Genomic DNA, 25,228 nt, shown 5'->3' with positions numbered 1-25,228 from the left:
TACTTTAGTGAAAAAAAACTAATGCGATTTCACACCAGAAAATGGGTAAAACCAGAAGATCTCAATCCAAATCAAACACTCTTCGGGGGAAAACTACTCGCTTGGATAGATGAAGAAGCGGCGCTGTATGGAGCTATTCAATTGGAGAATAAAAAGGTGGTGACCAAGTTTATGTCAGAAATCAATTTTTTAAGCTCTGCTCGTCAAGGAGACATTGTTGAAATTGGCATTGAACCTACCAAGTTTGGCAGAACCTCGCTTGAACTTAATTGTGAAGTAAGGAACAAAATGACACGTGAATCAATCATTACTGTAGAAAAGATTGTTCTTGTAAATATTGGTGAAGATGGTAAGCCAGCACCGCATGGAAAGATTGAAGTCGAATATGTAAAGGATCGATTGGCAGAGGATTGAACCTGTTTAGTTATTATTTTTTTACAAATTTTGTTAGAATCACAATTTGTTGACCATTCACTTTTCCTTCTATATGTTCAGGATTGTCGTGAACCAAGGAGATATTCCGAACGGCAGTGCCTCGTTTAGCCGTAAAGTTGGCGCCTTTTACATTTAGGTCTTTTATTAGTACTACACTGTCACCAGCTTCGAGAATAGCACCATTACTGTCTTTGTGTACAATTTTGTCTTCTTCATTTTCGTCTTTTCCTGAAGCTCCAGCCCATGAAAGAGTATCCTCATCCAAATAAAGCATATCCAATAGACCTTGAGGCCAGCCTTCGTTTTTGAGTCGGTGGAGCATGCGCCAAGCCAAAACCTGTACAGCCGGATTAGTATTCCACATGCTGTCGTTCAGGCATCTCCAGTGATTGACATCGGCTTCAATAGTTCCGTTGATCTGTGACTGACAATTATTGCACAAATAGGCACATTCATTCGCATGTTCGCCAGATTTGGGAGCTACGATATAAGGAGATAAGTCAGAAGCCGTACCGCACAATTCACATTTAGACTCGCTTCGTTCTTGAAGTTCTTTTACAATACTCATGAGCGTGTTAGTCGAATTTTTTCCTTTTTGTAATCGCCATAGCCTTCAAGATAAATCCAGGCAGAGGTTTGTGTGGGTCTCTGTTTTTTAGTTTTATACTCCAATTAATTTTTTTAATCAACGGTACCTTGTGTGTCTCTACGAATTCAACTAGTGTGCCGTCATTGTCTTCTATATATCCCCAGTGGCCGTTAGCATCTCCCATATCAAAGTGTTCAGAACTTAGCACCTGAAAAGGATAGTTCTTTTCTTTACACTCTTCTACCAGCGCATTCATATTTCTAATGTCAAAACATAAATGAATGAATCCGATATCCCCCCAGAATCTACCCTCGAATAGTTTTTTTGGTGTGCGGTCCAGTGCTTGAATGAGCTCTATTTGCCCATCTCCCAGCAAAGGATAGAACCCTCCGGTTCGGTCTTTCACATGGGTGAGTAATACTCTTCTGAATTTTCCATCTCCGTTGTTGAGCCCTTTTAGATCGTCGAATGTTCCAGTTTTGTCATAGATCACCTGATTGTATCCAAGTATGTCAGCATACAGCTTCAATGATTGGTCAATATCCGAAACGCCTAGGGTAGCTCCACAGATACCGCCTACATCAAATTTTGATTTTTTGAGCCAGGAGTCGAACTCTTTAATATGCAGGATGTTGTCCCAAGGGTCTTTGATATAAAACCCTTTGGACCCGTCCGGCTCCTCATGAATTTCAGTGCAGATGGTAACTCCTTTGGTTTTCAGCCTATCGTAACTTTTCTGAATGTTTTGTGATTTGATTTTGGCTACATTGATGCCTAAATCACCAAGTTGGACAGGTTCTTCGATGGTAAGAGGTGTACGACCAGTATGCTGCCAGATTTCGTAACCACTACCACCCTGGGCGTTCATGGCCAGTATAGCTCTTTTGGATCGAGTCTCACCACCCATGTATTTAGCCATAAAAGTGGCTTCGTTATCATCATCAAATATGCAGAGGTCTGCGCCTAGTGTTTTAGCATACCACTCAAATCCTTTTTCAGCATCGTCTACACCGACCCCAATTTGCTGAATCCCATATATTAATTTACCATCCATGCTCCTAGCATTAAAACCAAAAAAAACGAAAGAGCAAATTAGGTAAAATTTCTATTTTGTCTATTGTGATTTCTTTCAAACTCAGGGGTTGAACTCAATTTTTATGGCTCTAAATCATACGGAGTGATATTTGATTTTTAAAGTAAAAAAAGGCACGTTATCTTTAAAAAAGATATAACCAACCCCTAATTATGCCTGGCATTTCAATTTTCCAAGAACAAGACAAAGTAATTGTATTTACAGATTTGGCCCATCTAAGTGTGGAGAATGCTCCTGCGGTAATGGATGAGGCTGTAAGTGTCATTTCAAAATATCCTCTTAAATCAGTTAATTCATTGGTAGATATGACTGGAATGAGATTTAATAAAGTGATTATTGCAAAGGTGACAGACATCGCTCGAAAAAATGAACCGTATGTTGTTATTACAGCGATTGTGGGATTGAATTCAGTAGCCAAATTAATAGCTAAATCAGTAATAAAATTGACTGGTAGAAATACAGTTTTGTTTGATGAATTGGAAGAAGCGAAGAATTGGTTGATTCAAAACAATGAAGAATACGTACAAAAGTGAGTTGCATTCTGGACGCGGTCATGGAGGGGAAACAGTAAATAAAGATTAATTGATTAGAAAAATATTATTGCTTTTTGTAGGAATAGGTTCACTCTTCGACGTTTGTGGGCAAGAGGGGCATGTTGGGAAAGAATTTGTTGTCAAAACGATAAACATTGTAATTGAAGGCAAGACAAACGTTAATAAGTTTAGCTGCAAATTAAAGAAGTATGTAGCCAATGATACGCTAAAAATTAGTGGTATATGGAACGGAAAGTCAGTAGAGTTTGAAGGGTTATACTTGAAGGTTCCAGTAGAAGGTTTTAATTGTGGGCTACCTATGATGACCCATGATTTTAGAAAACTACTCAAATACGATGCGCACCCTGAACTATCCATGAAGGTAAATGAAATTTACCTTCCTCCTTCTCCCAATTTGAATGCTTTGGAGAATATGACAGCCAATACAATGTTGACGATTGCTGGTGAAAATCAATTGGAAGAAGTTTATAATAGTTATTTATATGAAAATGATGAAGAATTGATTCTTGGAGGAAAGCATGAATTGAATATGAGAAGGTATCAGATAGAACCGCCAATAAAATTTTTTGGGACTGTTGTCATTCAAGAACAATTGGATATCAATTTTGAAGTGATACTTCAATTGGTAAAATAAAAAAAAGCGAACACCACAGGTGTTCGCTTTTTGATTGTTGATTCTAATTATCAGAAACTGATGGCAGCTTCTATAACAAATCCTTTGAATTCTAATCCTTGAAACTGGGCGTTGCCGGCATAGCCTTCACCACCATAAGTTTGATTCACATATTCTAGCTTAGTCAATACGTTTTTGGTCATGAACCATCCGCCACCAACATTGAATCTGTTGATTTCAATATCAGGAGCACCGTCTACCTGATTGCCTTTTACAGAATTGTAGCGTCCGCCAAGATAGAATTGTTCTTTTTGTCCTAATCTATATAGGGCTTCTCCTGCAACTTGAGTAAAAGAACCTTCGCCGTCAGCACTTCCTCCGGCGATTTCATAGATGCCGAAGAATTCAAGACCTTTGTACTTTACAAAAGGGTTGATTTGAATGGCAGTAAGTTTTTTGAATCTTGCTCTCAACCTGCCAGAGAAATCATCAGAAGCAGTGACAATGTTGCCTGTACCGTCGTCATACATATAATCACCTACATGGTAATATCTACTTCCAGATCTATCACCGCTGTATAACCAAGTGCCGGTAGTTGTACCTTTGTTGATGTACCAAGATCCAGTCAGTCTCAGTCTCAGGTCATCATTGATTTGGTTGTCATAGCCAATCTTACCAAAGAAAGAAACTTTATTATCTGTGTTGTCATTGACGGTAACATTTTGATTCAACTTGCCATTTGTTAATCCAATAACTCCAATTAGACCATTTTTTTGTAGAGTAACTTCCATGAAGGCTTCTGTTGAAAAAGCATCCATGATGTAGTTTCCAACAAATGGATTGTAGATGGCTCTGGCGTTGTCTGTTCTACGGAAGTGAGCGTCACCATAGTTGAATTCATCCATCCCTACTTTGATAGTAGCTACTTCCATGAAACCAGACAAGAATCCATCGCTGATGAAGTTAAGATTGTCCATTTGTAGATAACCACCTTTTACCCATGCTTCTTCGTGGTGTCTAGATGATAGATACGTTCGAAGGTGCATTCTTAAACCGTCTTCAAGTTGTACATCAAGATTTAGGTTTGCAGTCGGTAGATTCAAGTTAGAACCTAATTCAACCAGATTGTTTGCATCATTTGATTGGTTGATGCTTTGCAATTGCATGGCAAAATCACCACCAATTTTTACTTTCAATCCGTCGTATGCTACGGTGTCAGTTTTTGAAGTTTCAAATATATTCAGACCATCCTGACTGTCGGGTCTATAATATTGGATTGGCGTTTGGGCGAATGCTTGAAAGGCCCACATCATTGCTAATGTTAGCGCAATGGGTTTGATTATTGAATTGAATTTCATGATTGTAATTGTTTAAGTGTTCTTTAGCGTAAAATTGAATTGAATAGTAACCTCATCTCCTGTTTTGATGGTACCAAACACTGCAGTTGGTGGAGTTACTCCATACTCGGTCATTTTTAATTTTATACTTCCTTTGACCGATCTTTCAGAAGCATTTGAAAGGGTTAGGTTGATGGGTATGTCGTTAGTTTTTCCTGCTATTGTCAATTGACCATTACCGACCAATTGATCACCTTTTATATCTAGTTGATTTGCTTTGAAAGTGATCTTTGGATATTCCTTTTCATTTAGTGCTTTATAAGTGTTGTTGTCCATTCCAGACTTTCCACTTTTGATTGATTTGACAATCGCCTCAAAAGCAATATTTAAAACCTGGTCTTCTGAAAAATCCGCCGTGGCTTGAAAATCTTCCACTTTTGATTCCCAATCGTGCAAGGATGATGTGCCTTGAATCGCCAAGTCACTCTTGCTTTTGTCGATTGTCACGGGTTGACACACAGCTAGTGTGCTGTAGAGTAAAAGTGACAATATGGTGAATGTTTTTTTCATGATTTCGATTATTATTTTGGATATAATATTTTGAATTTTTCTTCTTTGATTTCATAACAAATCAAGCTTAGAAGAGAACAAAATCCTAAGTACCATATCACACGAAAAAATGATATCGATCATGTTTCGATTCAAGGTATTTTGTCTTCATTAGGCACTAAAGTCCTAGTATTTGACCAATGGTGTAATAAATCGGCCGATTAGGATACATGTGATAGGAAACTGGTCATTTTGATGACTATGTTTATATTTTAATTTAGGTAAAACTCAAAATACACTCCAATGAAAAAATTACTTTTACTAGTGATAGGCATGTCCTATGGGCTTGTTTCTCATGCACTTCCTCAAGATCAGTACGAATACACGCTTGATCTTACCATTGTGAAAAATGACAAAGTTCAGATCGTTTTGATTCCACCCAAAATCAAGGAATCAGAAATTACATTCTATATGCCAAAAATGATTCCGGGTACCTATGCTGTACAGGACTACGGGCGATTTGTGGAGGATTTTAAAGCCTTTGATAAAAAAGGAAAGGAACTAAACGTGGAAAAATCCTCAGTGAATTCTTGGAAAATATCCAAAGCCAACAAACTGGCCAAAGTGACCTACTGGGTAAAAGATTCCTATGATAATGATGTCGATGGGCCAGCGATTTTTGAGCCGGCAGGTACAAACATCGAAGAAGGGAAAAACTTTGTCATTAACTCTGGTGGCTTTTTTGGCTATTTCGAAAACATGACTCGGAAACCGTTCAAGTTTAATGTGATCAGAGATGCCAACATGTATGGTTCTACAGGATTGATTGCCTTGAGTACTGGTCAGTCAATGGATACAAGTCTGGATAAGAGCGAAATCAAAATTGCTAATAGTCAAGCTGAAGTGGATACCTACCTGACGGAAAGTTATGACCATTTGATAGATAATCCGTTGATGTACTGCGAGCCCGATACGAGTATCGTGAATGTAGCAGGTGCAGAAATACTCATTTCTACCTATTCACCAGGTAAAGTGGTGAAATCTGAGGAAGTGCGTGGTGTCATTGAGCAAATCCTAATGGCGCAAAAGGAATATCTGGGAGGTGAATTACCGGTTGATAAATATGCTTTCATCTGCTACTTCACAGAAAGACCTGTGCGATCTATAGGTGCCTTAGAGCATTCTTATTCTTCTTTGTATTCCTTGCAGAACCAGCCGATAGAGTCGATGATTGGTATGTTTAATCGTTTTGCAGCCCATGAGTTTTTTCATATCGTTACTCCGCTCAACATTCATTCGGAAGAAATTCATCAGTTCGATTTCAATGAACCCAAGATGTCCAAACATTTGTGGATGTACGAAGGCATAACTGAATTCTTCGCCGGAAATGTCCAGGTGAAATATGGAATTATGACTCAGGAGCAATACTTACAATCTTTGCAAGGAAAGATGGTAAGTGCTTCTACTAGATTCAATGATACTTTAGCCTTTACTGACTTGAGTAAATATGCGCTTGACAAATATTCTGACCAATACGGGAATGTTTATGAAAAAGGAGCTTTGATTGGTTTGTGTTTGGATTTGAAATTGCGAAGCTTGTCTGAAGGGAAATATGGCGTACAGAATATGATGTTTGATTTGTCTGAGAAATTCGGAAAGGATCAAGCCTTTAATGATGAAGATTTGTTCAATATCATTACAGAGATGACCTACCCGGAAATCGGGGATTTTTTCAAGACCTATGTAGAAGGAACTACACCATTGGACTACGAAGAGTTTTTTGCGCTAGTAGGTGTAGACTATGTTGCTTCGGAAATGAGAAAAGAAATGAATATGGGTTTGACCCAAGGATCTTATGGCTATAATCCTGAAACAAGTCGTGTTTTCATAGCCAACGCAGATGTTTTAAATGCATTTGGAAAATCTTTGGGATTAAAAAATGGCGATGTATTAGTGGGTATTAATGGAAAAGAGATACCTTTGAGTGGTATCGGGGCATTTTTTCAGGAAGTACGAGAAGAAATGAAAGTGGGAAATCAAATGACCTATACTGTGATGAGGCAGGGAGAAGATGGCTCAGAATCCAAAGTTGATTTGAGCACAGAGATTGTTGAGGTAGATGTGGAGTATACACATATACTTTCATTGAGTGAGGAGCCTACCGAAGCACAATTAGCCGTCAGAAATGGCTGGCTATCCAAAAACGAATAACCTCAATTTACCATAAGCACTGAACTTTATAGTTCGGTGCTTTTTTCATTTCTTTATTTTATGTACTGTAAATTCTACTCTGCGATTGAGCTTCCTGGTTTCAGGATTTGAGTTGCTCGCGATGGGTTTGGAGCCGCCGAATCCTTTGCCTGATATTCGCTTTTTACTTACTCCGTGGGATTGTAGATAGTTCATGACCGTTTGCACACGCTCTTCGCTTAGCGCGATGTTCAACGACGACTTGCCCTGATTGTCCGTGTGCCCTGATAGAAATATCGAAACATCTGGATTGTACTTCATCATTTCTACTACTAGATCCAGCTCTTTTTCCGACCCTGCAATCAGTAATGCCTTACCTTGTTCGAATAGTACATGATCTAAGGTTACGGTATTTCCTTCTACTATAGGATCAAGGCTAAAGTTTATTTGTTCTTTGTTTAGTAGCACAGCATCTGTTACAATCGTCTCGGCAGATAGATACCTAAAAGCCTTCACTTTTATAATATAATTGTTGCCTTCATCTACAGTAAGATTAAAAGCTCCTTGAGAGTTAGTTAATGTTTTGAATTCTTTGTTGGTCGGCTCTGTGTTAACGTATACCTCGGCGCCTATGATGGATTCATCTGTTTTTTTGTCTTTTACCAATCCGCTTATTGCAATGATTTTTTCTTCTTCCTCGATATCAATGGCTTGAATGGTATCCGCTATGGTTTCAATCGGAGTAATTTCAGGAGCTATTTTTACTTTTTTGATATCTCCATAGCCGTCGCTGTTTTGTGTGCTGGAGAGATAGGCGAATTCATCCTCTAATAGAAAGGTGAAAGAAAGTTCTCTGCCTTTAGTGTTGATCTTTGACCCGAGGTTCATAGGCTTGCTCCATTTTTGCCAGGTGTCATCGAGTCTGGTGCTCGTAAAGATGTCAAAGCTACCTTCACCTCCAAGACCATTGGAAGCAAAGAATAGTGTTTTGTTGTCGGCAGCTAAGAATGGGGTAACTTCTTGATTTTGGGTATTGATGGCTGAACCCAGATTCTTAGGGCTGGTCCAGGAGCCATTTGGCTTCATTCGGGAAACGTAGATGTCTTCCACTCCATAGTTTCCAAAGGACTCCATGCCAAAAAGAACATGTCTTCCATCAGGTGAGACACTGGCGCTTAGTGTTTTGGATTTCGAGTTCAAATATGGGATGCTAAAGGGTTTTGGAGTCGACCAATGCCCACCATTGTTGTGCGATACTGATAATTGGTTTTCATTGCTGATCAGCATGGATCGACCAGCATTTATAAATCCAATGATCTGATTGTTTTGCTTGTCGTTAATTTCCTTCAAGTTGTATGCTTGAGTCCATTCGTTATCCTCATTCTTTTCACTTACCCAAATGTCTCCGGAGTCATTGCTCCCTCCGACATTCTCAGGGTGGTTTTTTCGTGTGAAATATAAATTTTGACCATCTGGGCTCAGTACAACGTTCTTTTCATCAAAAGAGCTATTGGTTACCGAATCAAGAGATATTTGCTCGGAGTAGAATTTGATTTGAGCGAAAGAATGGACACTGATTAAAAGAAAAAGGAAAAAAAGCGAGTTTTTGATATTCATACTGCTGGATAATTCAGACGGTAAATTTGATGAGCTTAGCTATTAATTGCAACTAGCGATTATTTGTTAACTCAATATTTATATAATCTAAAAAAGAATTAATTGAATTAATCATAATAAAATATTTAAAAATATAATTATATTTATATTTAATTGAACTAATCAAGTTAAAAAATATAACCAGGTGTATATGGAATGAAATGATCTCGGGAACCTGCCCCGGGGCTTTCATTCTTATTGTTTTTCTATCAAACCATATACCAAATCGTGAATTCTAGGTCTTATATTTAGTTGATAGATTTTTCTATTGGTTCTAGAAGGATAAACCCTATTGGCTAGAAAAATGAATAAGAGCTGATTGTCGGGATCTGCCCAAACCAAAGTACCTGTATATCCTGAATGACCGTAGCTATTTGGACTTGCAAGTTTGGCTACACTAGTCTTGATGCTGTCATATTCAACTAATGGTTTGTCAAACCCTAGGCCTCTTCGATTGTTTTTATCGCAGTATTGACATCTTGTGAATTCGTTAATCGTTTCTGGATTGAGGTATTGGTTTCCTTTGTATGTGCCTCCATTGAGAAGCATTTGATGCACTTTGGCCAAATCTTCTGCATTGCTAAATAGTCCAGCATTTCCTGAAATACCTAGCATGACAGCGGCTCCCTCGTCATGCACTACACCATGTAGTTTGTTCATTCGAAAGAAAGTATCTACTTCTGAAGGTACTATTTGGTTTAAATCATATTTCTTTAATGGATCAAAGCCTAAACTATTTGCACCTAAAGGCTCATAAAAATTATCTTCTAGGTATTGCTCAAAAGGAACCTCAGAAAGTCGTACTATCAATTCCGGAAACAAGTAAAAGGCCAGTCCGGAATACACATAGCCTTCCTCTTCATACAAGTCGGATTTTTTAATCATTTTATAAATCTTGTCTTCTTTGAAGTCTTTATGTAGGAAAAGATCTGACCCAGGGATTCTGTTAGGGAATCTTGCTGAAGAGTCTGCAGATATGGTTTTTCGTTTGTATTTTCCATTTCTACGTTGAGATTCTGAATAATACGGAATCCAATTTTTCAGTCTTGATTGATGAGCCAGCACCTTTCTAATACTCAAGTCACTCTTATTTGATTTGGCCAAAAAAGGAAAGTAGTAGTCCAAAGTTTGATCTAAGTCAAATAACCCTTCATCGTACAGTTTCATCAAGGCAAGCGTGGTGGCTGTAATTTTTGTAATTGAAGCCAAGTCGTACAAATCTGAATTCCGAACGGTTTGTAAACTGTCGTAAGTGTGGTAACCAAAAGATTTATAATAGAATATTTGACCATCTTTTGCTAACAGAATTTGGCATCCTGGAAACGCCCCTGAATCCAGCGCTTCGGTAATGATAGAATCTACGCCTGAATAAAGCATTGCTGAATCTATATTGACTTGGCTTGGCGATACAAAAGTCAATGTGTCTATTTTGGCTTGTTGTGCCAACAGTCCACATGATGCGATATGGAAAAAGAATAAAAAGAGGAGGCCGTTTAGTCGCATGAGATATTGTAGATATTCGATCAATTATAAACTAGAGCATAATTACAGTAAAATGGACTCATTTACCTAGCAAAAGCTTTCTTAATTTATTTAGTAAATTGTGTTTGCTTTTATACATAATAGCTCTAAATTTGCAGTCCGAAAAAAAGAATATAACATTTTAGAGAATGGCGAATCATAAATCGGCTTTAAAGAGAATAAGATCAAACGAGGCTAAAAGGCTAAGAAACAGGTATCAGCACAAAACGACTAGAACTTTCATCAAGAGATTGAAGGATTCTACGAACAAGGCTGAGGCTGAAGAACTATTGAAGAAAGTAGTTGGGATGATAGATAAGTTGGCTAAAAACAACATCATCCACAAAAACAAAGCGGCTAACCAGAAGTCAAAGTTGACGAAGTTAGTAGCTTCTCTATAAGCCAGAGTCTCTTATTAAGATATAGATCGCTCCCTTTTTCAAGGGAGCTTTTTTTGTTTAAGCCCTTCTCGTTTCAACCGCTTTTTCTTACATTCGGCCTAGCACCAACAGAATCTCTATGTACAGTTCAGAAAATCTGTCCATCAAGCAGTGGGCAGAAGAAGACAGACCTAGAGAAAAATTAATTATTAAAGGTAAAGCTTCGCTCTCAGAAGCGGAGTTGATTGCCATCTTGATCGGATCTGGAACTCCAAAAATCTCAGCCGTGGATTTGGCGAAGACCATATTGGCAGCCACAGGCAATGATTTGAATGCATTGGCAAAACTCTCCTTAGCCGATCTCAAAAAATTTAATGGAATAGGCGAAGCCAAAGCGATCACCATCATTAGCGCGCTAGAGTTAGGGCGAAGGAGGAAAGAAACTGAATTTGTAAAAAAACCGAAAGTAACTTCATCGAGCGTTGCCTACCTATATCTTAAGCCATACCTCATGGATCTCGATCATGAGCAGTTTTGGGTGCTGTATTTGAACCGTGCCAATCAGATCATAAAGCCCGAATTGATTAGTGCGGGAGGTGTGTCAGGTACAGTGGTCGATGCCAAACTGGTTTTTAAGAAAGCCTTGGATGTGCTGGCTTCGAATGTGATCCTGGCTCATAATCACCCTTCAGGTAATTTGCAGCCAAGCACGCAGGATGTTCAATTGACGAAAAAGATGAAATCAGCAGGGCAGACTTTAGATATTCCGGTCTTGGATCACATTATTTTCACCGATGACGGCTATTTTAGCTTTGCGGATGAATCCATGATGTAATGAGAAACAGAATCTATTTTTTGGCTGGGTGGTTGTTGTTTTTGGTGGCTTGTGAACCAAAACAAAAATCTTTATCCTATGAAGAGTTTATTGCTAACGATCGAAAGGATATCGATGAGTTTATGAACAACGCTGAAGACTCACCTTTTATAGGTGCGGATTCTATCATTCAGTTGAATTACTATCCACCAAATGAGAATTTCAAAGTGATAGCGGAAATAGAAAGGATTAATGATGACTCTCAATTGACTCTGGGAACCTCTGACGGTGTACCTAGAGTATACAAAAAGCACGCTTTTCTAAAATTTGAACTTGCTCAGTTGCCTCAGCAATTGTTGGTGTTGAAAGGTGATGATGGACTTTTTTTGGCTTTTGCTGATTTGACTAATGACGATACCACGTATGGTGGCGGTCGGTACATCAATCTCAACTTCTCAGATCAAGCGGATAAAATCACTTTAGATTTCAATTTGGCTTACAATCCGTATTGCGAATATAATGCTGGATATTCCTGTCCATTGCCTCCTTTGGAGAATTACATGAAAGTGGCTATTGAAGCGGGAGAAATGTTGTATAAATAATCGCTTAGACTACCCTAGTTCCACCCTTCCAAACACCATCTGGTTTGATTTTACCTTGTTGATAAAATATCTCTCGGTGATCATTGACCGGGAAGGAAATAAAATCCGCTTTTTGTCCTACTTTGATTCTTCCGCGATCTGATAAATTCAACGATTTGGCCGCTCTAAAAGTAATGCCGGCGATGCATTCAGGTATTGATAATTTTTCCGCTGCTCCCATCAGAGCCGTTTGGATCAATAAATCTCCCATGGGAGCAGAACCGGGATTCCAGTCTGTGGCGATAGCCAAACAGCAACCAGCATCTAATAGTTTTCTAGCAGGAGAATAATGCATGCCTAATCCTAAAGAAGCACCAGGTAAGACCGTAGCTACAGTTTCTGAATTCGCTAGAAATTTTACGTCTTCGTCTGATGTAGCCTCTAAGTGATCAGCACTTAATGCACCTGCTTTCACGGCTACTTGTGTGCCTCCAGAAGTAAACTGATCTGCATGAACCGTGATTTCGAATCCTGCTTCTTTAGCCTGAGCCAAATACTTAGCTGACAATGTGGTGTCAAATGCACCATCTTCAGTGAAGATATCGATACGATTGGTGAGTTTTTTTTCTTTTAGTTTGGGAAATAGGTTTTCTACAATATGATCCAGATATTTCTCATGACTATCAAATTCCTTTGGACATACATGAGCGGCTAAGCAAGTAGAAATGAGGTCTGCCGGTACCAGACGGTCGGCAGACTGAATCGCTTGAAGCATTTTCAATTCTTCATCGACAGAAAGTCCATAGCCACTTTTTACTTCTATAGTTGTGACACCTTCTTCCAAATGTCTTTTGGCTCTCATTTTAACCAGGTCAGTTAAATCTGATTCTGAAGCTGCTCTGGTTTTATTTACGGAGTCATGGATGCCACCTCCGTTTTTGAGAATCTCCTGATAAGTTTTGCCCGCTACTCTTTGTGCGTAGTCACCTGCCCTCGATCCTCCAAAACAAATGTGTGTATGGCTATCAATCAATCCGGCTATTAGAATGTGATCGCCTTTGATCAATTCAGTTTGATCGGCTTTGTCCTTTAGACTTTTGAAATCTCCCACTTCTATGATTTGGTCGTCTTCTATCAAAACACCGCCCTTTCTTATCAGTCCGAGGGAATCTTCAGCAAGTGCTCCTTTTAGCGGAGCTTCTACCATTGTGATAATTTCTTTAAATGGGCCGATGAGTCGTTTTTGGGGTCGTTTCATGGGTTTGTGTTTGGGGGTTACCAGTCTTGGTCTAATTGGGCTTGAGCCTGCTCTTTTTTAGCTTCAAAAGCGATTTCATACGCTTGGTACTCTTTTTCAGAAAGAATGTCAATCAATTTAATCAAGGTATCGTCAGCGAAATCAATAAGATTGGTTGCTAAGCAATGCTCGATATAAGCCTTTATCAACGCTTCGGAGTATTCATTGACTGTAATCGCTTCTCGTAAGATTTGATAAGTCATTTCTTCGTCATTTTCCGTTTCTTTGAAATATTTAGCAGCAGCTAAAACGCCCTCTTCGAAGAAGGGGTTGTCCAGCCCAATACGTTCGAATAACAACCTTTGATCGGCGTTAGCCATTTTGGCCTGAGTTAGCATTTCTTTTTCTCTAGCGAATGAATACCTATTCCAAGAGACTTTATTTTGCTGCATAGCATCAAAAAGTTTTGTCCATTCGGCAGCCACTGTAGGGCTGATCGAGTCGTTGGCTGTGCTTTCCTTACTTAATAAAAACAAGGCTAAGGATTGATCCCCGAGTCTATGATATGCTTGAGACAAGTCCGCCGATACATTTGGGTAATGAGCTTCACGTGCAGCTTCAAGGTATTTGGAAGCCAATAACGGAGCATCCAACTCCAGACACCATTTTCCTAGTAGGGCATTCCATTTTCCAGACTCTTCTTCATAAACTTCTTTAAGTTGAAAAATAATCTCAATGGCTTGAGCTATTTGTCCATTTTGATAAAGATTAAGCGCTTTAACGATGGTCAGTTCTTTTCTGAATGCAGCATTGTCAGGCGCATCGAGGAATGGATCAATAAGCTGTATGAATGCTGGTAGTTGATTCTGGTTGCAGTACAACCCAAGATTTTTCAAATAACTATAGGTAAATAGATTAAGTGCTGTCGAAGGTGGTTGGGTGATGAATGAAAGTTTCGTAGAATCCCCATTTAATAGTTGATTGGCGAGTGAGTTGCTTTGCAAATCAAATCGCTCTAAGTTTTGACCTTCATCAGGTTTTACCTGCCATCCGTGCAAGCTGCCTACTGCTTTTTTGTTCGCATCCACTACCGCTTGTTTCCAAGACCCCGGTGTGCTGTTTTCCAAGTAAAAAAGTGCCGAGTCTATTACATTAGTTTTGTTGTAGAGCAGCGCAATGTTGTTTTGTATGGCCCAGTCATTTGGAAATTCTTTCAATCCATCTTGATAGGTAAATAAGGCATCGAAAAAACGACTGTTGTTTTCATATTCTCTACCCAGTGATGCGTATGCATAGCTTGTCGGTACACTTTTCACTGCATTTTTCAGGTACTTCAATCGCTTGAGAGGCTCATCTTCTAATTGCGCTGCTTGGAAGTTACCATGATGATTGTAAGCATTTTTTGATACACTCTCTAAGTAATAATATTTGGCAGTCGATTTATTATCTAATGTCAAGTTGAGATCTCCTAGACCGTTGTAATATCCTGCTGTTCCCAAGTAAAAACTGTTGAAATGTGAACGAAAGAATAGAGCGGCAACAATGATTAAACCTGCAATACGCGCAGAGATATACGGAAAATTATCTTCAATATAAGCAAACTGATGAACTGGTAGATTCTGTTGAAGTTGGGTGATAAAATTGAAAATGATATAGAGGAAGAACATCAAACCAAATCCAATATGACTGTATAGAATCATGCTTTGCATAGCTGATATAAATGCGTCATTGCCATGGTAAGATTGGTAGGCAAGTGTCAAAAAAGTGATGAAGCCCAAAGCCAAATATAGAAATGCAGTATACGGGTAATGAGGTAAAAATCTGACGTATAAATTTTCTCGAGACTTGATGCCCCAAATGCCTAGAGTAGAGGATATAGCGATCAGAGCAAATTCATTTAAATAATAAATATCCCAGTCTAAATAATTCACTCTGTACAAATAAAGAACAACTAAATTAAGTAAGTATACCGAGCTTAATATGGTAAAATGTTTGGTGTTGTTGGATGAAGACTTAACGTATGGAGTAGTCAGAGATAGGATGCCATATATGATTTCGTGCCCGATGATTAAGATAAAAACCACACATATCAGAATCGCTGGCAAGTAGGAAAATCTTGTGAGAAATAATAGCGGAGCCTCGTAGGTGCTACCGAAATAAATGACTCCTAAGACCAAACCCATTAGTCCAGAAAAAGTAAGGAATCTCGTGCCAATTCCAATATTTTCATTGATGGCATTGAAATAATATGAAACAGGAACGAATAGAAGAAGTACAATGATGATCGCCGTTTGATTGTAAATGCCAAAAAAGCCAACATTGCCAATGCCGCTAAGAACTATAAGCAAAATCCAAAATCCGACTCCAACGTAGTACCAAAATTTTTCCAGATAAGTGGAGATAGTTAAACACCCTACTAGACAGATATATAATAGTATGAGGTATGCATAACTGAAATAACTAGGTAGAACTTTCGACCCCCCAAATACTTTTTGGAAGATGAGGGGCAAATCAATTGTGATAGTACTTTCAATGAAATCAGAGTGATTGGAAAATATAGGAAAGGATATATTTTCTATGTATCCTGTCAGTTTCCAATAATAAAATGGACTCAGCTCTCCCCACTGAATAGCCAAAAATGCAATACAAAATAAAAGTAAAAGGGAGGTGAGTAGGATAAAAGTGAGCTTGAATGGTCTAGCCCATTCAGTCCAGAAAGCAAATTTATTCATAAGATTATTTGAGTACCTTCGGCACAATAAAATGCCCCTGATCACTCTCAGGTGCGTTTTTCAATGCTTCGTCTCCTGAAAAATAGTTATCGGCTTTATCTTCTCTTAAGTGAATAGGTTCTTCATTGACATTACCCAATGGTGCTACATTAGAAGTATCCACTTCTTCAAGTTTTTCCACCCAATCTAGTATGTCACCCAGATCTTCACTCATCTTTTCTTGTTCCTTTTCTGAAAGCTCCAGTCTCGACAAGTGAGCCAATTTCTGTACGGTCTTTTTATCTATTGCCATTTGATTCTGCTATAAGCCTCAAATTTAACAAAAGATGTGTGTTGGACGACTAGTCCTGAGAACAAAAAGGCATCTGCTGATGACAAACAACGTCAACAACAACCTCCGCCGTCATAGAAATAGGTGGATTCAGTGATATGAATATCGTCTCTTCCTAAAGAGGTTAAAGCTCCGGCCGTTTTATCACAAACCGCCAGCGGTTGATTCTGCATCAAAACATGGCCTTTTTTGTCGTCCAGATACGCTTCATTTCCAAAATAAATGGCTGCCTTTCCGGTAAACACACAAGGGCCGTCATTCGGCATTGGGTCTTTGATGGCGCAGACCTCGAGACTTTCGATGACGATATTTTCTTCTATGTCGTAGTGGTTGGGGGAGAGAATACGGTAGGGCCTTTTGGCTCTTACCTCGATGGTTCCAAATCCTACATCTGTCAACATTTTGATGTAGTCATTCATAGGGATTGAGCCACTGAGGCACAGGGCTCTGAGTTTCTCGTCCTCCTTCAAATGCTCGGGCATTACCTGATTGCATATCGGGTCTGACATGACCAATCGACCGTGCGGCTTGAGTACGCGGTACATTTCCTGCAATGCCGTTTTGAGTTCGTCGGCTTTGAAGATATTAAATAGACAATTTTGAGCGGTAACGTCAATGGATTCATCACCTACTGGCAGATCCAATGCATCGCCTTTCTTCAAGTCTACAAAATTCCTATTGAACCAGTCGTTTTCTTTTTCTGCTTGCACGAAATTCTTTCTAGATGCTTCGAGCATTTCATCCACTATATCCACACCAATGACTCCACCTTCTTTTCTGCTGAAGTAAGAGAACTGCAACAGTTCCATACCGCCGCCGACTCCTACATAAAGAATGTTAGGGTTGTTGACTAAATCTCTTGGGTGCACCGTGGTACCACAACCGTAGTTCATTTCTTGCATGATCTTCGGCATGCTTAGTCCCGGCAACTGCCATATAGGAGAAGTGGTGCAGCAAAGACCTACATCTGGAGTGATTGCTGCGGCTTTATATACGTCTTTGGTGGTTTGTAAATAACTCAATGTATAATGATTAGAGATTAATGAATAATGTAGAGTGACTAATGATTACTGTGTACTATAAATTGGATCTTGCCGTCTTGATGGAAGCAATTAGCATTTTGAGCAATTCCTCACATTTAGGCGACAACTCTTTGTAGCTAGACATTTCCATCAGACCTGCATCTTTGAGCAAACTCAGCCAATAGTCAGTTTCATTTGCTTCTTTTAGAGAAATTGAAAGTTTGTGAATAAAATCTTTTTTTGTTTGCCCAAATTCAGCTTCTCTAACTAAAGCTCCAACTGCTGTGCCACTGCGAATTAATTGTCTGGATAAATCGAATTCTTTATGCCTATCTTTTATTACTAATACTTCCTTGATAATCGAAAGTGCAAAGTCATAACTTTTTTCTTTTAGGATGTTCTTACTCAAGTTAGGTTGGTCTTTTTGAATGAAAAATTAATAATGAGAATTGAATATTTCCTAGAGTAAATTATATCTATTATCCATTATTTGTTCATTCCTATCCATTTTTCAATGTGCACTACCAATTATTCATTCATCATTATCCATTTTTCAATATACTCTATCCATTATTCATTCGCCATTATACACTATTCACTAACAACCGAACCCCCACAACTCGACCCTGCACCTGCAGTACATCCATAGCAGTGATTGTTCAAAATAATTTCTCTTTTTGTTAGCAGGTCAACATCAAAATCACGAATGTGGTTCGGAGCAGTGCCATTTAATTTCAAATCCAACATCTGATTGAAATCGCAATCGTAGAGAAAACCATCCCAGCCAATAGAAATCGTGTTTCGGCACATCACGCCGTCCACGGCTGCTGGATTAAAAGCATCGATCAATTTCTGCATGTAGTCTTCGTAATTTTCAGAAGCGACCAGATAATCTAAGAATCTTGAAATTGGTAGATTGGTGATGGCATACAGCTCATTGAAATCAATGTCGTATTCATCTTTCAGCTTTCGCTTAAATTCAGCTTCAAGGCCGCCCTGATCCGCTGGCAAAAAAGCACCGGAAGGATTGTAGACCAGGATTAACTTTAAGTTAGAGCTTGGTTGTCCATACCCAACCGCATTGAGCATTTTTAATGCTTCAATCGACTTTTCGAACACCCCGTCTCCGCGTTGGGCATTGGTTCTTCGAGCGGAAAAGTGAGGGAGGGAGGAGATGACTTCCACTTTATGATTTTTGAAAAACTCTGGTAAGTCGTTGTATTTTTTGTTGGCCAGAATGATGGTCAGGTTGCAGCGAACCATGATGTGTTTGCCTCGTTTTGAAAGCTCTTCGACAAACCACCGGAAATCAGGGTTCATCTCTGGGGCTCCACCAGTAAGGTCTACGGTTGAAATATCCGATCGATCTAATGCATCTAAGCACAGTTGCATGGTATCTCTGGTCATGATCTCCTTTCGGTCCGGCCCCGCATCTACATGGCAGTGCTTGCAGACTTGATTACACATTTTTCCCAGGTTCACCTGAAAAATGTCAATCCCAGAAGGTTTAAATGGGGATTTACCCAGGACTTCTAGCTGATCCGAAAAGCTGGTTTGCTCCAATTCTTCCAGAATGGCAATCTGTTTATCCGTATGACTCAGCTGATGGTCTTGTCCTTGCAGTGATATTTTTCGCTCTTTTAGCATTTATACTGATTTAATCTTCTTTTCATATAGCCTCAAAAGATAAAATTATCGTCATCGCGAGGTAACGAAGCGATCTTAAAGATCGGGTACGGATTTAATCTTAAGATTGCTTCAGACTACGCGTCCCGCTGCGTTCGCAATGACGGAATACTTTTGAGGCTTTATATTGTATTCACCATTACATCGTCAAATCATCAATCTTGTTCATCATCTGTACGCCATGCACCAGCACCGCGCCGCTCTTGATGGCCGCGGCCACGTGGATGGCTTCCATCATCTGCGTTTCATCGGCTCCCTTTTCCAATGAATCAGAAGTGTATGCGTCTATACAGTAGGGACACTGCACCGCATGCGATACCGCGAGTGCGATCAGCGATTTTTCTCTTTGCGTCAAGGCGCCTTCTTTGAATACGTCGCCATAGTAGTCGAAAAATTTCTTACCCAACTTGGGTTGTAGCTCAGTGATGTTGCCAAATTTCTTTAGATCCTTCGGATCGTAGTATGTCTTTTCCATGTATGTATTGGTTATGAGTAGGTAGGTGAATTTTAAAATCTTGAATTTAAAATTTCTATCCCAATAACCATGAACGATAGGAAATAATTCCAATTAATTGAGTCATTTCTCACTTCCCTTTCACTCTGTTCGTTTGAAATGATAAATGATTGAAATATCTCTAAGAGTCACCTTAAAAGGATTCTGAGTAATGTCTCAGTTTTAAGGGAAGGTTTTTTCTCAAACTAATGTTGTAACTTATTCGATCTTAAAGTATGCACACGGTTGAAAGACCAAGTTTATGGTTGAGGAGATTTTGGCTTGTCAAGGTGTACAGTTGGTAAAATTTGGCTTAGGTAAAGTCCAATTTGGCGTATCAGTACTAAAATCTTCACATTCGATTACATTTGAAACATCCCATGAGCTAATATCTTGATTGAATTGAGAATCTTGAAACATACTTACCATATTTATTACGTTGCTCACATTCCAAGAGCTGATATCTTGATTGAATGATGATTCAGAGAACATATGCCTCATATTGGTAACCTTACTCACATCCCAAGGACTAATATCTTGGTTGAAGGATGATATTGCAAACATAGCCAGCGTATTGGTTGTGTTACTCACATCCCAAGAACTAATATCCTGATTGAATTGCGAGTCAATGAACATGCCTGCCATAGTAATAACATTGTTCACATCCCAAGAACTAATATCTTGATTGAATGATGTTTCAGCAAACATGGCTTCCATATCGGTGACGTTGCTTACATTCCAAGAACGGATGTCCTGATTGAATGGTGAATCACGAAACATAAGTTCCATATTTGTAACCCTACTCACATCCCAAGCACTGATTTCTTGATTGAATTGAGACTTATAGAACATACCGCTCATATCAGTAACCTTACTCACATTCCAAGAGCTGATATTTTGGTTGAATTGTGACTCATAGAACATGTAATTCATATCAACAACACTGCCCACATTCCATGCACTTATATCTTGATTGAAGGATGATCGAATAAACATAAGTTCCATATTTGTAACCCTGCTCACATCCCAAGAACGGATGTCCTGATTGAATGGTGAATCACGAAATAGCTCACTCATGTCAGTAATTAGTGAGGTGCAAATTGGAGGTAGTGAATCTCCTTGAGCTATTAAATTAGCTAATTGATATCGATCCACGACTAAATATGAAACGCCATTCAAAATATATGATTGACCAGCTCGAGCATTTTGGTACGCTTTCACTGTAACACCATTGTCATCAAGATAGATATATATGGAACACCCATTTTCATCTACCAAATCTCTATATGGTGTATCATCACACAGATCAAAATCATTACTAACCCCATCGAAATCAGAGTCTTTTTGAGATTCAGCACATCCACTAGAATCAACTTCATGGCCTGATAAGGTGTCGAGACATCTATCAGAAGAATCTTCTATGCCATCTTTATCAGAATCCACAAATACGTCATCATCACAGTTGGATAAAATCATTAAACACAGTGTGAGTATAAAAGGCGAAAACTTTTTCATTGATAATAAATATGATCGATTTCCTTACTGGGAGCAATTTCTCGGAAGTGCAGCGGATAGGTTTTGTTAATTATAGAACAGGAACAAAAGTAGGGGAATCGGAAGACTACCACAAATCGAATCGCAAACGGGTAAGCTAGTTTTTAGTTAGAAGCCTTTTGTTCCTCGTACTTATAACTCAGCAGTGAAAGCAAATCACCGAATCTGTCGACCATTTCTTGATCTTCTGGTTCTATGTTTCTTTCTGCGATTTTGAGTAGTAGGAAGCCATAGATGCCGTTGAGGCAGATTTGAATTTCATCACGGATGGCTCCTTGGGCGTGGCTCATATTGTTTTCTATGAAGGGCAAGGCCTTTTGGTACACGCCGTAGTAATCTTCATCGTCAGATTTGAGCTGGTCGTGGAGTTTGCTGAGCGTTGTTACTAGCTCATTCACTTCTTCTAGGTGACCTTTTTCTTCGATGCCCTGATCCTTCATTTTCTGCATGAACTCTTCATAGTGGTTCACTTCGGCCAGTTTTTCCTTGTCAGAGATCGGGAAGAAATTGATGACCTGAGTGCCAAACTTTTCGAGGTCGAACTGATAGGCTCGCATCAGGTCTTCTTTGCGATAAATGGAAATGATATACTCGGATATATTGTTGGATTGTTCGGTCATAATAGCTTTATAAATTTATACTTTTTTTAATCTCTACTGCTCGTGGAGACACAATCTATGGCGTTTGATTTAGTTATATCGCCTTGGTTCGTATCCTCACGAACCTTATTGCGAAAATGACATTAAAAAACACTAGTTCATCTTTGAATCAGAATGCAAAACTGAACTAAACTTTGCCTATTTTTGCATTCTTTTTTGAAAAAATGGAGAACATAAGAAATTTCTGCATCATTGCACACATTGATCACGGCAAGAGCACCTTGGCGGATCGTTTATTACAACACACCGGCACAGTAGCGGATCGCGACATGCAAGAGCAATTGCTCGATGACATGGATCTGGAGCGCGAGCGTGGCATCACCATCAAGAGTCACGCCATCCAAATGGGCTATAAGTTTGACAATAAAGACTATACGCTCAATTTGATTGACACCCCGGGTCACGTAGATTTTTCTTACGAAGTATCAAGATCAATTGCAGCCTGTGAAGGGGCGCTGTTGATTGTAGATGCTTCTCAAGGTATCGAAGCGCAGACTATTTCCAACCTGTATTTGGCATTAGAACATGATCTGGAAATTATTCCAGTCCTGAATAAAATTGATCTTCCAGGCGCCATGCCTGAAGAAGTGTCGGATCAGATTATTGATTTGATCGGTTGCGACAAAGAAGACATTATCCACGCCAGTGGAAAAACAGGCATTGGCGTAGATGATATTTTGGAAGCCATTGTAAATAGAATTCCTGCTCCGCAGGGAAATCCTGACGAGCCCCTTCAGGCGATGATTTTCGATTCTACATTCAATTCTTTTAGAGGAATCGAGGTAATCTTTCGTGTATTCAATGGTTCGATCAAAAAAGGAGATAAAGTTAAATTCGTGGCTACAGGTAAAACTTACGATGCCGACGAAATCGGTATTTTAGGACTGGAACAAAAGCCACAGAAAGAAATTTCGGCTGGAAATGTGGGCTACCTTATTTCTGGAATCAAGGTCGCAAAGGAAGTGAAAGTGGGGGATACTATTACCCACGTAGATCGTCCAACTCAGGAGATGATCAAAGGTTTCGAAGATGTGAAGCCGATGGTATTTGCGGGAATTTATCCTGTAGAAACTACCGATTATGAAGAGCTTCGTGCCTCGATGGAAAAACTACAGCTCAACGATGCCTCGTTGATCTGGGAACCAGAGACTTCAGCGGCACTTGGCTTCGGTTTTAGATGCGGGTTCTTAGGGATGCTGCATATGGAGATCATTCAGGAGCGTTTGGAGCGAGAGTTTGATATGACTGTGATCACGACTGTGCCTTCTGTGCAGTTCAAAGCAGAAATGACTGATGGTACAGAGACCTTTATCAACGCACCGTCAGAAATGCCTGACCCGAGTAGAATCAAAGAGGTACAAGAACCATTCATCAAGGCGCAAATTATCAGTAAGGCTGATTTTGTTGGTCCGATCATCTCACTTTGTATGGACAAGCGGGGTACGATTCAGAATCAGGTCTACCTGACTTCGGAACGCGTGGAGTTGACATTTGATATTCCTTTGTCGGAGATTGTATTCGACTTTTTTGATAAATTAAAAACGATTTCCAGAGGATATGCCTCTTTGGATTATGAACTGACTGGTTTGAGAGCTTCTAAGTTGGTGAAGCTGGATATCATGCTCAATGGTGAACCGGTAGATGCCTTGTCAGCGATTGTGCACAGAGACAAGGCTTATGAGTGGGGCAAGCGATTGTGTGAAAAGCTGAAAGAACTGATTCCAAGACAGATGTTTGAGATTCCGATCCAGGCGTCAATTGGTAATAAAATAATCGCCAGAGAAACGGTGAAAGCGATGCGTAAAAACGTATTGGCCAAATGTTATGGTGGTGATATTTCGCGTAAGCGTAAACTCTTGGAAAAGCAGAAGAAAGGTAAAAAGCGAATGCGTCAGGTGGGAAATGTAGAAATCCCGCAGGATGCATTTATGGCAGTTTTGAAATTAGACTAATGTCAAATTCCAAAAATCAGATGGCAAATTCCAATATTGGAGCTTGAGATTTGTATTTTGGTAGTTGTAATAATCCCTCAGTGACCCAAAGCAAACAGGATAACTAAAGAGTATGGCTACAATAATCGACGGTAAAAAGGTATCTGCTGATATCAAATCAGAAATCAAAACACAGGTAGATGAGCTAAAAGCTAAGGGCAAACGAGCGCCTCATTTGGCAATCATTATTGTAGGCGATGATGGTGCCAGTCATACTTACGTGGGTGGAAAAATTAAGGCTTGTGCTGCTGTAGGGTTTGAATACACCTTGATGCAGTTTGCAGATAGTATTTCAGAAGAAAAACTACTGAAGCACGTACATAATTTGAATACCGACGATGATATTGATGGGTTTATTGTGCAGTTACCACTACCTGCGCATATCTCAGTGGATAAAGTCACCGAAAGTATTTCAGCTGAAAAAGACGTCGATGGATTTGTCAATGAAAATTTTGGCAGTATTACTTCCGATCATCCGAAATTGATGCCTGCTACGCCTTTTGGTGTCATGGAGCTGTTGAAGCGATACGAAATCGAAACAGAAGGAAAGAATTGTGTGATCGTTGGCGCTAGTCGCTTGGTGGGTGCACCATTGGCTCTGATGCTTTCTAAAGAGGGGAACGCGACTGTTTCACTTTGCAACAAATACACCAAAGACTTGGCTAATCATACCAGACAGGCAGATATATTGATTTCAGCTGTAGGTCTGCCAGGACTTATATCTAAGGATATGGTTCAAAAAGGAGCTGTTGTGATAGATGTGGGTACGACAAGAGTAGAAGATGCTTCAAAAAAATCAGGTTTCCGATTGTCGGGAGATGTAGATTATGCGGACATTGAGCCGATCGCTAGTCATATTACGCCAGTCCCGGGAGGTGTGGGTCCAATGACCATTGCTATGCTTATGGTGAATACACTCCAAGCTGCAAAGAAGAACCTGTTGTAAGTTTGGCTTTCACACCCAAAATATCAGAAAAACTACCCATCATGGAGATTTTTTACTCCATTCAAGGGGAAGGTTTTCATTCTGGTAAACCAGCCATATTCGTGAGATTAGGAGGATGCGATGTAGGTTGTGTCTGGTGTGATGTGAAAGAGTCCTGGAACGAGGAGGATCATCCTTTTCTTACCATAGATGAAATCCTGACGGAACTAAAACAATATCCTTGCAAGACACTCATTATTACGGGAGGTGAGCCATTGATGTATGA

The 25,228-nt window shown here is 39.5% G+C and carries 25 protein-coding genes; 10 read left to right on the top strand and 15 right to left on the bottom strand.

Annotated elements, in window-relative coordinates; genetic code table 11:
* The first annotated feature begins 21 nt into the window (after nucleotides 1-21).
* Nucleotides 22-414, top strand: coding sequence for an acyl-CoA thioesterase (locus ACOQO5_RS11080; RefSeq protein WP_420581763.1), 393 nt, complete (start codon nucleotides 22-24; stop codon nucleotides 412-414).
* A gap of 13 nt (nucleotides 415-427) precedes the next feature.
* Here the strand turns inward: ACOQO5_RS11080 and ACOQO5_RS11075 are convergent, their stop codons facing one another.
* Both ACOQO5_RS11075 and ACOQO5_RS11070 read right to left on the bottom strand, forming a co-directional pair.
* A complete protein-coding gene (locus ACOQO5_RS11075; RefSeq protein WP_420581762.1) occupies nucleotides 428-1,003 on the bottom strand; it encodes a PhnA domain-containing protein in 576 nt (191 codons plus the stop codon).
* A 7-nt stretch (nucleotides 1,004-1,010) separates the two neighbouring features.
* Nucleotides 1,011-2,078 (bottom strand): VOC family protein, encoded by a 1,068-nt coding sequence (locus ACOQO5_RS11070; protein ID WP_420581761.1) that lies wholly within the window; start codon nucleotides 2,076-2,078, stop codon nucleotides 1,011-1,013.
* Nucleotides 2,079-2,269: 191 nt separating this feature from the next.
* On the opposite strand from ACOQO5_RS11070, the gene ACOQO5_RS11065 reads away from it, so the two are divergent.
* Nucleotides 2,270-2,650, top strand: coding sequence for a hypothetical protein (locus ACOQO5_RS11065; RefSeq protein ID WP_420581760.1), 381 nt, complete (start codon nucleotides 2,270-2,272; stop codon nucleotides 2,648-2,650).
* A 49-nt stretch (nucleotides 2,651-2,699) separates the two neighbouring features.
* The gene (locus tag ACOQO5_RS11060; protein WP_420581759.1) at nucleotides 2,700-3,305 is read left to right on the top strand and encodes a hypothetical protein; all 606 of its coding nucleotides are present in this window, start codon (nucleotides 2,700-2,702) and stop codon (nucleotides 3,303-3,305) included.
* Between the two features lie 50 nt (nucleotides 3,306-3,355).
* Here ACOQO5_RS11060 and ACOQO5_RS11055 read toward each other — a convergent pair whose 3' ends face one another.
* The gene (locus ACOQO5_RS11055) at nucleotides 3,356-4,642 is read right to left on the bottom strand and encodes a hypothetical protein (protein ID WP_420581758.1); all 1,287 of its coding nucleotides are present in this window, start codon (nucleotides 4,640-4,642) and stop codon (nucleotides 3,356-3,358) included.
* 12 nt (nucleotides 4,643-4,654) lie between these two features.
* Nucleotides 4,655-5,191: a YceI family protein gene (locus ACOQO5_RS11050; RefSeq protein ID WP_420581757.1), complete on the bottom strand. Its 537-nt coding sequence runs from the start codon at nucleotides 5,189-5,191 to the stop codon at nucleotides 4,655-4,657.
* Nucleotides 5,192-5,473: 282 nt separating this feature from the next.
* On the opposite strand from ACOQO5_RS11050, the gene ACOQO5_RS11045 reads away from it, so the two are divergent.
* The gene (locus ACOQO5_RS11045) at nucleotides 5,474-7,381 is read left to right on the top strand and encodes a peptidase M61 (protein ID WP_420581756.1); all 1,908 of its coding nucleotides are present in this window, start codon (nucleotides 5,474-5,476) and stop codon (nucleotides 7,379-7,381) included.
* A 45-nt stretch (nucleotides 7,382-7,426) separates the two neighbouring features.
* Here ACOQO5_RS11045 and ACOQO5_RS11040 read toward each other — a convergent pair whose 3' ends face one another.
* The gene (locus ACOQO5_RS11040; protein ID WP_420581755.1) at nucleotides 7,427-8,977 is read right to left on the bottom strand and encodes an OmpA family protein; all 1,551 of its coding nucleotides are present in this window, start codon (nucleotides 8,975-8,977) and stop codon (nucleotides 7,427-7,429) included.
* Between the two features lie 234 nt (nucleotides 8,978-9,211).
* Nucleotides 9,212-10,519 (bottom strand): serine hydrolase domain-containing protein, encoded by a 1,308-nt coding sequence (locus ACOQO5_RS11035; RefSeq protein ID WP_420581754.1) that lies wholly within the window; start codon nucleotides 10,517-10,519, stop codon nucleotides 9,212-9,214.
* Between the two features lie 167 nt (nucleotides 10,520-10,686).
* Between ACOQO5_RS11035 and rpsT the strand changes: the two genes are divergently transcribed.
* The 3 genes from rpsT to ACOQO5_RS11020 all read left to right on the top strand — a co-directional run bounded on the left by rpsT (nucleotide 10,687) and on the right by ACOQO5_RS11020 (nucleotide 12,333).
* Nucleotides 10,687-10,938, top strand: coding sequence for a 30S ribosomal protein S20 (rpsT, locus tag ACOQO5_RS11030; RefSeq protein ID WP_318172766.1), 252 nt, complete (start codon nucleotides 10,687-10,689; stop codon nucleotides 10,936-10,938).
* Nucleotides 10,939-11,056: 118 nt separating this feature from the next.
* Nucleotides 11,057-11,752: a RadC family protein gene (gene radC / locus ACOQO5_RS11025; protein ID WP_420581753.1), complete on the top strand. Its 696-nt coding sequence runs from the start codon at nucleotides 11,057-11,059 to the stop codon at nucleotides 11,750-11,752.
* Nucleotides 11,752-12,333, top strand: coding sequence for a DUF1684 domain-containing protein (locus ACOQO5_RS11020; protein ID WP_420581752.1), 582 nt, complete (start codon nucleotides 11,752-11,754; stop codon nucleotides 12,331-12,333). Before radC ends, ACOQO5_RS11020 begins: the two co-directional genes overlap by 1 nt.
* Nucleotides 12,334-12,337: 4 nt before the next feature.
* Here ACOQO5_RS11020 and hutI read toward each other — a convergent pair whose 3' ends face one another.
* The 9 genes from hutI to ACOQO5_RS10975 all read right to left on the bottom strand — a co-directional run bounded on the left by hutI (nucleotide 12,338) and on the right by ACOQO5_RS10975 (nucleotide 21,987).
* Nucleotides 12,338-13,570, bottom strand: coding sequence for an imidazolonepropionase (gene hutI, locus ACOQO5_RS11015; RefSeq protein WP_420581751.1), 1,233 nt, complete (start codon nucleotides 13,568-13,570; stop codon nucleotides 12,338-12,340).
* Between the two features lie 17 nt (nucleotides 13,571-13,587).
* Entirely contained in the window at nucleotides 13,588-16,281 is a 2,694-nt protein-coding gene (locus ACOQO5_RS11010; RefSeq protein ID WP_420581750.1) for a tetratricopeptide repeat protein, read from the bottom strand.
* Nucleotides 16,282-16,285: 4 nt separating this feature from the next.
* Nucleotides 16,286-16,573 carry an Asp-tRNA(Asn)/Glu-tRNA(Gln) amidotransferase subunit GatC gene (gene gatC, locus ACOQO5_RS11005; RefSeq protein WP_420581749.1) on the bottom strand — a complete coding sequence of 96 codons (288 nt, stop codon included), beginning with the start codon at nucleotides 16,571-16,573 and terminating at the stop codon, nucleotides 16,286-16,288.
* Nucleotides 16,574-16,665: 92 nt separating this feature from the next.
* Nucleotides 16,666-17,634: an arsenosugar biosynthesis arsenite methyltransferase ArsM gene (gene arsM, locus ACOQO5_RS11000; RefSeq protein WP_420581748.1), complete on the bottom strand. Its 969-nt coding sequence runs from the start codon at nucleotides 17,632-17,634 to the stop codon at nucleotides 16,666-16,668.
* A 55-nt stretch (nucleotides 17,635-17,689) separates the two neighbouring features.
* Nucleotides 17,690-18,043, bottom strand: coding sequence for a four helix bundle protein (locus ACOQO5_RS10995; protein WP_420581747.1), 354 nt, complete (start codon nucleotides 18,041-18,043; stop codon nucleotides 17,690-17,692).
* A 182-nt stretch (nucleotides 18,044-18,225) separates the two neighbouring features.
* On the bottom strand, nucleotides 18,226-19,281 hold the full coding sequence (arsS, locus tag ACOQO5_RS10990; protein WP_420581746.1) for an arsenosugar biosynthesis radical SAM (seleno)protein ArsS: 1,056 nt from the start codon (nucleotides 19,279-19,281) through the stop codon (nucleotides 18,226-18,228).
* Between the two features lie 178 nt (nucleotides 19,282-19,459).
* Nucleotides 19,460-19,795 (bottom strand): arsenosugar biosynthesis-associated peroxidase-like protein, encoded by a 336-nt coding sequence (locus tag ACOQO5_RS10985; RefSeq protein WP_420582547.1) that lies wholly within the window; start codon nucleotides 19,793-19,795, stop codon nucleotides 19,460-19,462.
* Nucleotides 19,796-20,098: 303 nt separating this feature from the next.
* Entirely contained in the window at nucleotides 20,099-21,328 is a 1,230-nt protein-coding gene (locus tag ACOQO5_RS10980; RefSeq protein WP_420581745.1) for a BspA family leucine-rich repeat surface protein, read from the bottom strand.
* Between the two features lie 143 nt (nucleotides 21,329-21,471).
* Nucleotides 21,472-21,987 (bottom strand): DUF4924 family protein, encoded by a 516-nt coding sequence (locus ACOQO5_RS10975; protein WP_420581744.1) that lies wholly within the window; start codon nucleotides 21,985-21,987, stop codon nucleotides 21,472-21,474.
* Nucleotides 21,988-22,190: 203 nt separating this feature from the next.
* Here ACOQO5_RS10975 and lepA point away from each other — a divergent pair, with 203 nt between their 5' ends.
* The 3 genes from lepA to ACOQO5_RS10960 form a co-directional block, all read left to right on the top strand.
* Nucleotides 22,191-23,978, top strand: coding sequence for a translation elongation factor 4 (gene lepA, locus ACOQO5_RS10970; protein ID WP_420581743.1), 1,788 nt, complete (start codon nucleotides 22,191-22,193; stop codon nucleotides 23,976-23,978).
* Between the two features lie 112 nt (nucleotides 23,979-24,090).
* Nucleotides 24,091-24,963 (top strand): bifunctional 5,10-methylenetetrahydrofolate dehydrogenase/5,10-methenyltetrahydrofolate cyclohydrolase, encoded by an 873-nt coding sequence (locus ACOQO5_RS10965; protein ID WP_420581742.1) that lies wholly within the window; start codon nucleotides 24,091-24,093, stop codon nucleotides 24,961-24,963.
* A gap of 41 nt (nucleotides 24,964-25,004) precedes the next feature.
* Nucleotides 25,005-25,228, top strand: a 224-nt coding sequence (locus tag ACOQO5_RS10960; protein ID WP_420581741.1) for a 7-carboxy-7-deazaguanine synthase QueE, incomplete at its 3' end; no start/stop codon positions are given.

It is taken from the genome of Reichenbachiella sp. (assembly GCF_965223055.1).
Lineage (GTDB): Bacteria > Bacteroidota > Bacteroidia > Cytophagales > Cyclobacteriaceae > Reichenbachiella.
The sequence above is the reverse complement of the archived record's forward strand: the minus strand, read 5'-3'. Positions and strand labels throughout refer to the sequence as shown.

Bases quoted from the DNA above. Each gene is read 5' to 3' on its own strand.
- ACOQO5_RS11080 (WP_420581763.1), top strand. From the start codon at position 22: ATGCGATTTCACACCAGAAAATGGGTAAAACCAGAAGATCTCAATCCA.
- ACOQO5_RS11075 (WP_420581762.1), bottom strand. From the start codon at position 1,003: ATGAGTATTGTAAAAGAACTTCAAGAACGAAGCGAGTCTAAATGTGAA.
- ACOQO5_RS11070 (WP_420581761.1), bottom strand. From the start codon at position 2,078: ATGGATGGTAAATTAATATATGGGATTCAGCAAATTGGGGTCGGTGTA.
- ACOQO5_RS11065 (WP_420581760.1), top strand. From the start codon at position 2,270: ATGCCTGGCATTTCAATTTTCCAAGAACAAGACAAAGTAATTGTATTT.
- ACOQO5_RS11055 (WP_420581758.1), bottom strand. From the start codon at position 4,642: ATGAAATTCAATTCAATAATCAAACCCATTGCGCTAACATTAGCAATG.
- ACOQO5_RS11050 (WP_420581757.1), bottom strand. From the start codon at position 5,191: ATGAAAAAAACATTCACCATATTGTCACTTTTACTCTACAGCACACTA.
- ACOQO5_RS11045 (WP_420581756.1), top strand. From the start codon at position 5,474: ATGAAAAAATTACTTTTACTAGTGATAGGCATGTCCTATGGGCTTGTT.
- ACOQO5_RS11040 (WP_420581755.1), bottom strand. From the start codon at position 8,977: ATGAATATCAAAAACTCGCTTTTTTTCCTTTTTCTTTTAATCAGTGTC.
- ACOQO5_RS11035 (WP_420581754.1), bottom strand. From the start codon at position 10,519: ATGCGACTAAACGGCCTCCTCTTTTTATTCTTTTTCCATATCGCATCA.
- rpsT (WP_318172766.1), top strand. From the start codon at position 10,687: ATGGCGAATCATAAATCGGCTTTAAAGAGAATAAGATCAAACGAGGCT.
- radC (WP_420581753.1), top strand. From the start codon at position 11,057: ATGTACAGTTCAGAAAATCTGTCCATCAAGCAGTGGGCAGAAGAAGAC.
- ACOQO5_RS11020 (WP_420581752.1), top strand. From the start codon at position 11,752: ATGAGAAACAGAATCTATTTTTTGGCTGGGTGGTTGTTGTTTTTGGTG.
- hutI (WP_420581751.1), bottom strand. From the start codon at position 13,570: ATGAAACGACCCCAAAAACGACTCATCGGCCCATTTAAAGAAATTATC.
- ACOQO5_RS11010 (WP_420581750.1), bottom strand. From the start codon at position 16,281: ATGAATAAATTTGCTTTCTGGACTGAATGGGCTAGACCATTCAAGCTC.
- gatC (WP_420581749.1), bottom strand. From the start codon at position 16,573: ATGGCAATAGATAAAAAGACCGTACAGAAATTGGCTCACTTGTCGAGA.
- arsS (WP_420581746.1), bottom strand. From the start codon at position 19,281: ATGCTAAAAGAGCGAAAAATATCACTGCAAGGACAAGACCATCAGCTG.
- ACOQO5_RS10985 (WP_420582547.1), bottom strand. From the start codon at position 19,795: ATGGAAAAGACATACTACGATCCGAAGGATCTAAAGAAATTTGGCAAC.
- ACOQO5_RS10980 (WP_420581745.1), bottom strand. From the start codon at position 21,328: ATGAAAAAGTTTTCGCCTTTTATACTCACACTGTGTTTAATGATTTTA.
- ACOQO5_RS10975 (WP_420581744.1), bottom strand. From the start codon at position 21,987: ATGACCGAACAATCCAACAATATATCCGAGTATATCATTTCCATTTAT.
- lepA (WP_420581743.1), top strand. From the start codon at position 22,191: ATGGAGAACATAAGAAATTTCTGCATCATTGCACACATTGATCACGGC.
- ACOQO5_RS10965 (WP_420581742.1), top strand. From the start codon at position 24,091: ATGGCTACAATAATCGACGGTAAAAAGGTATCTGCTGATATCAAATCA.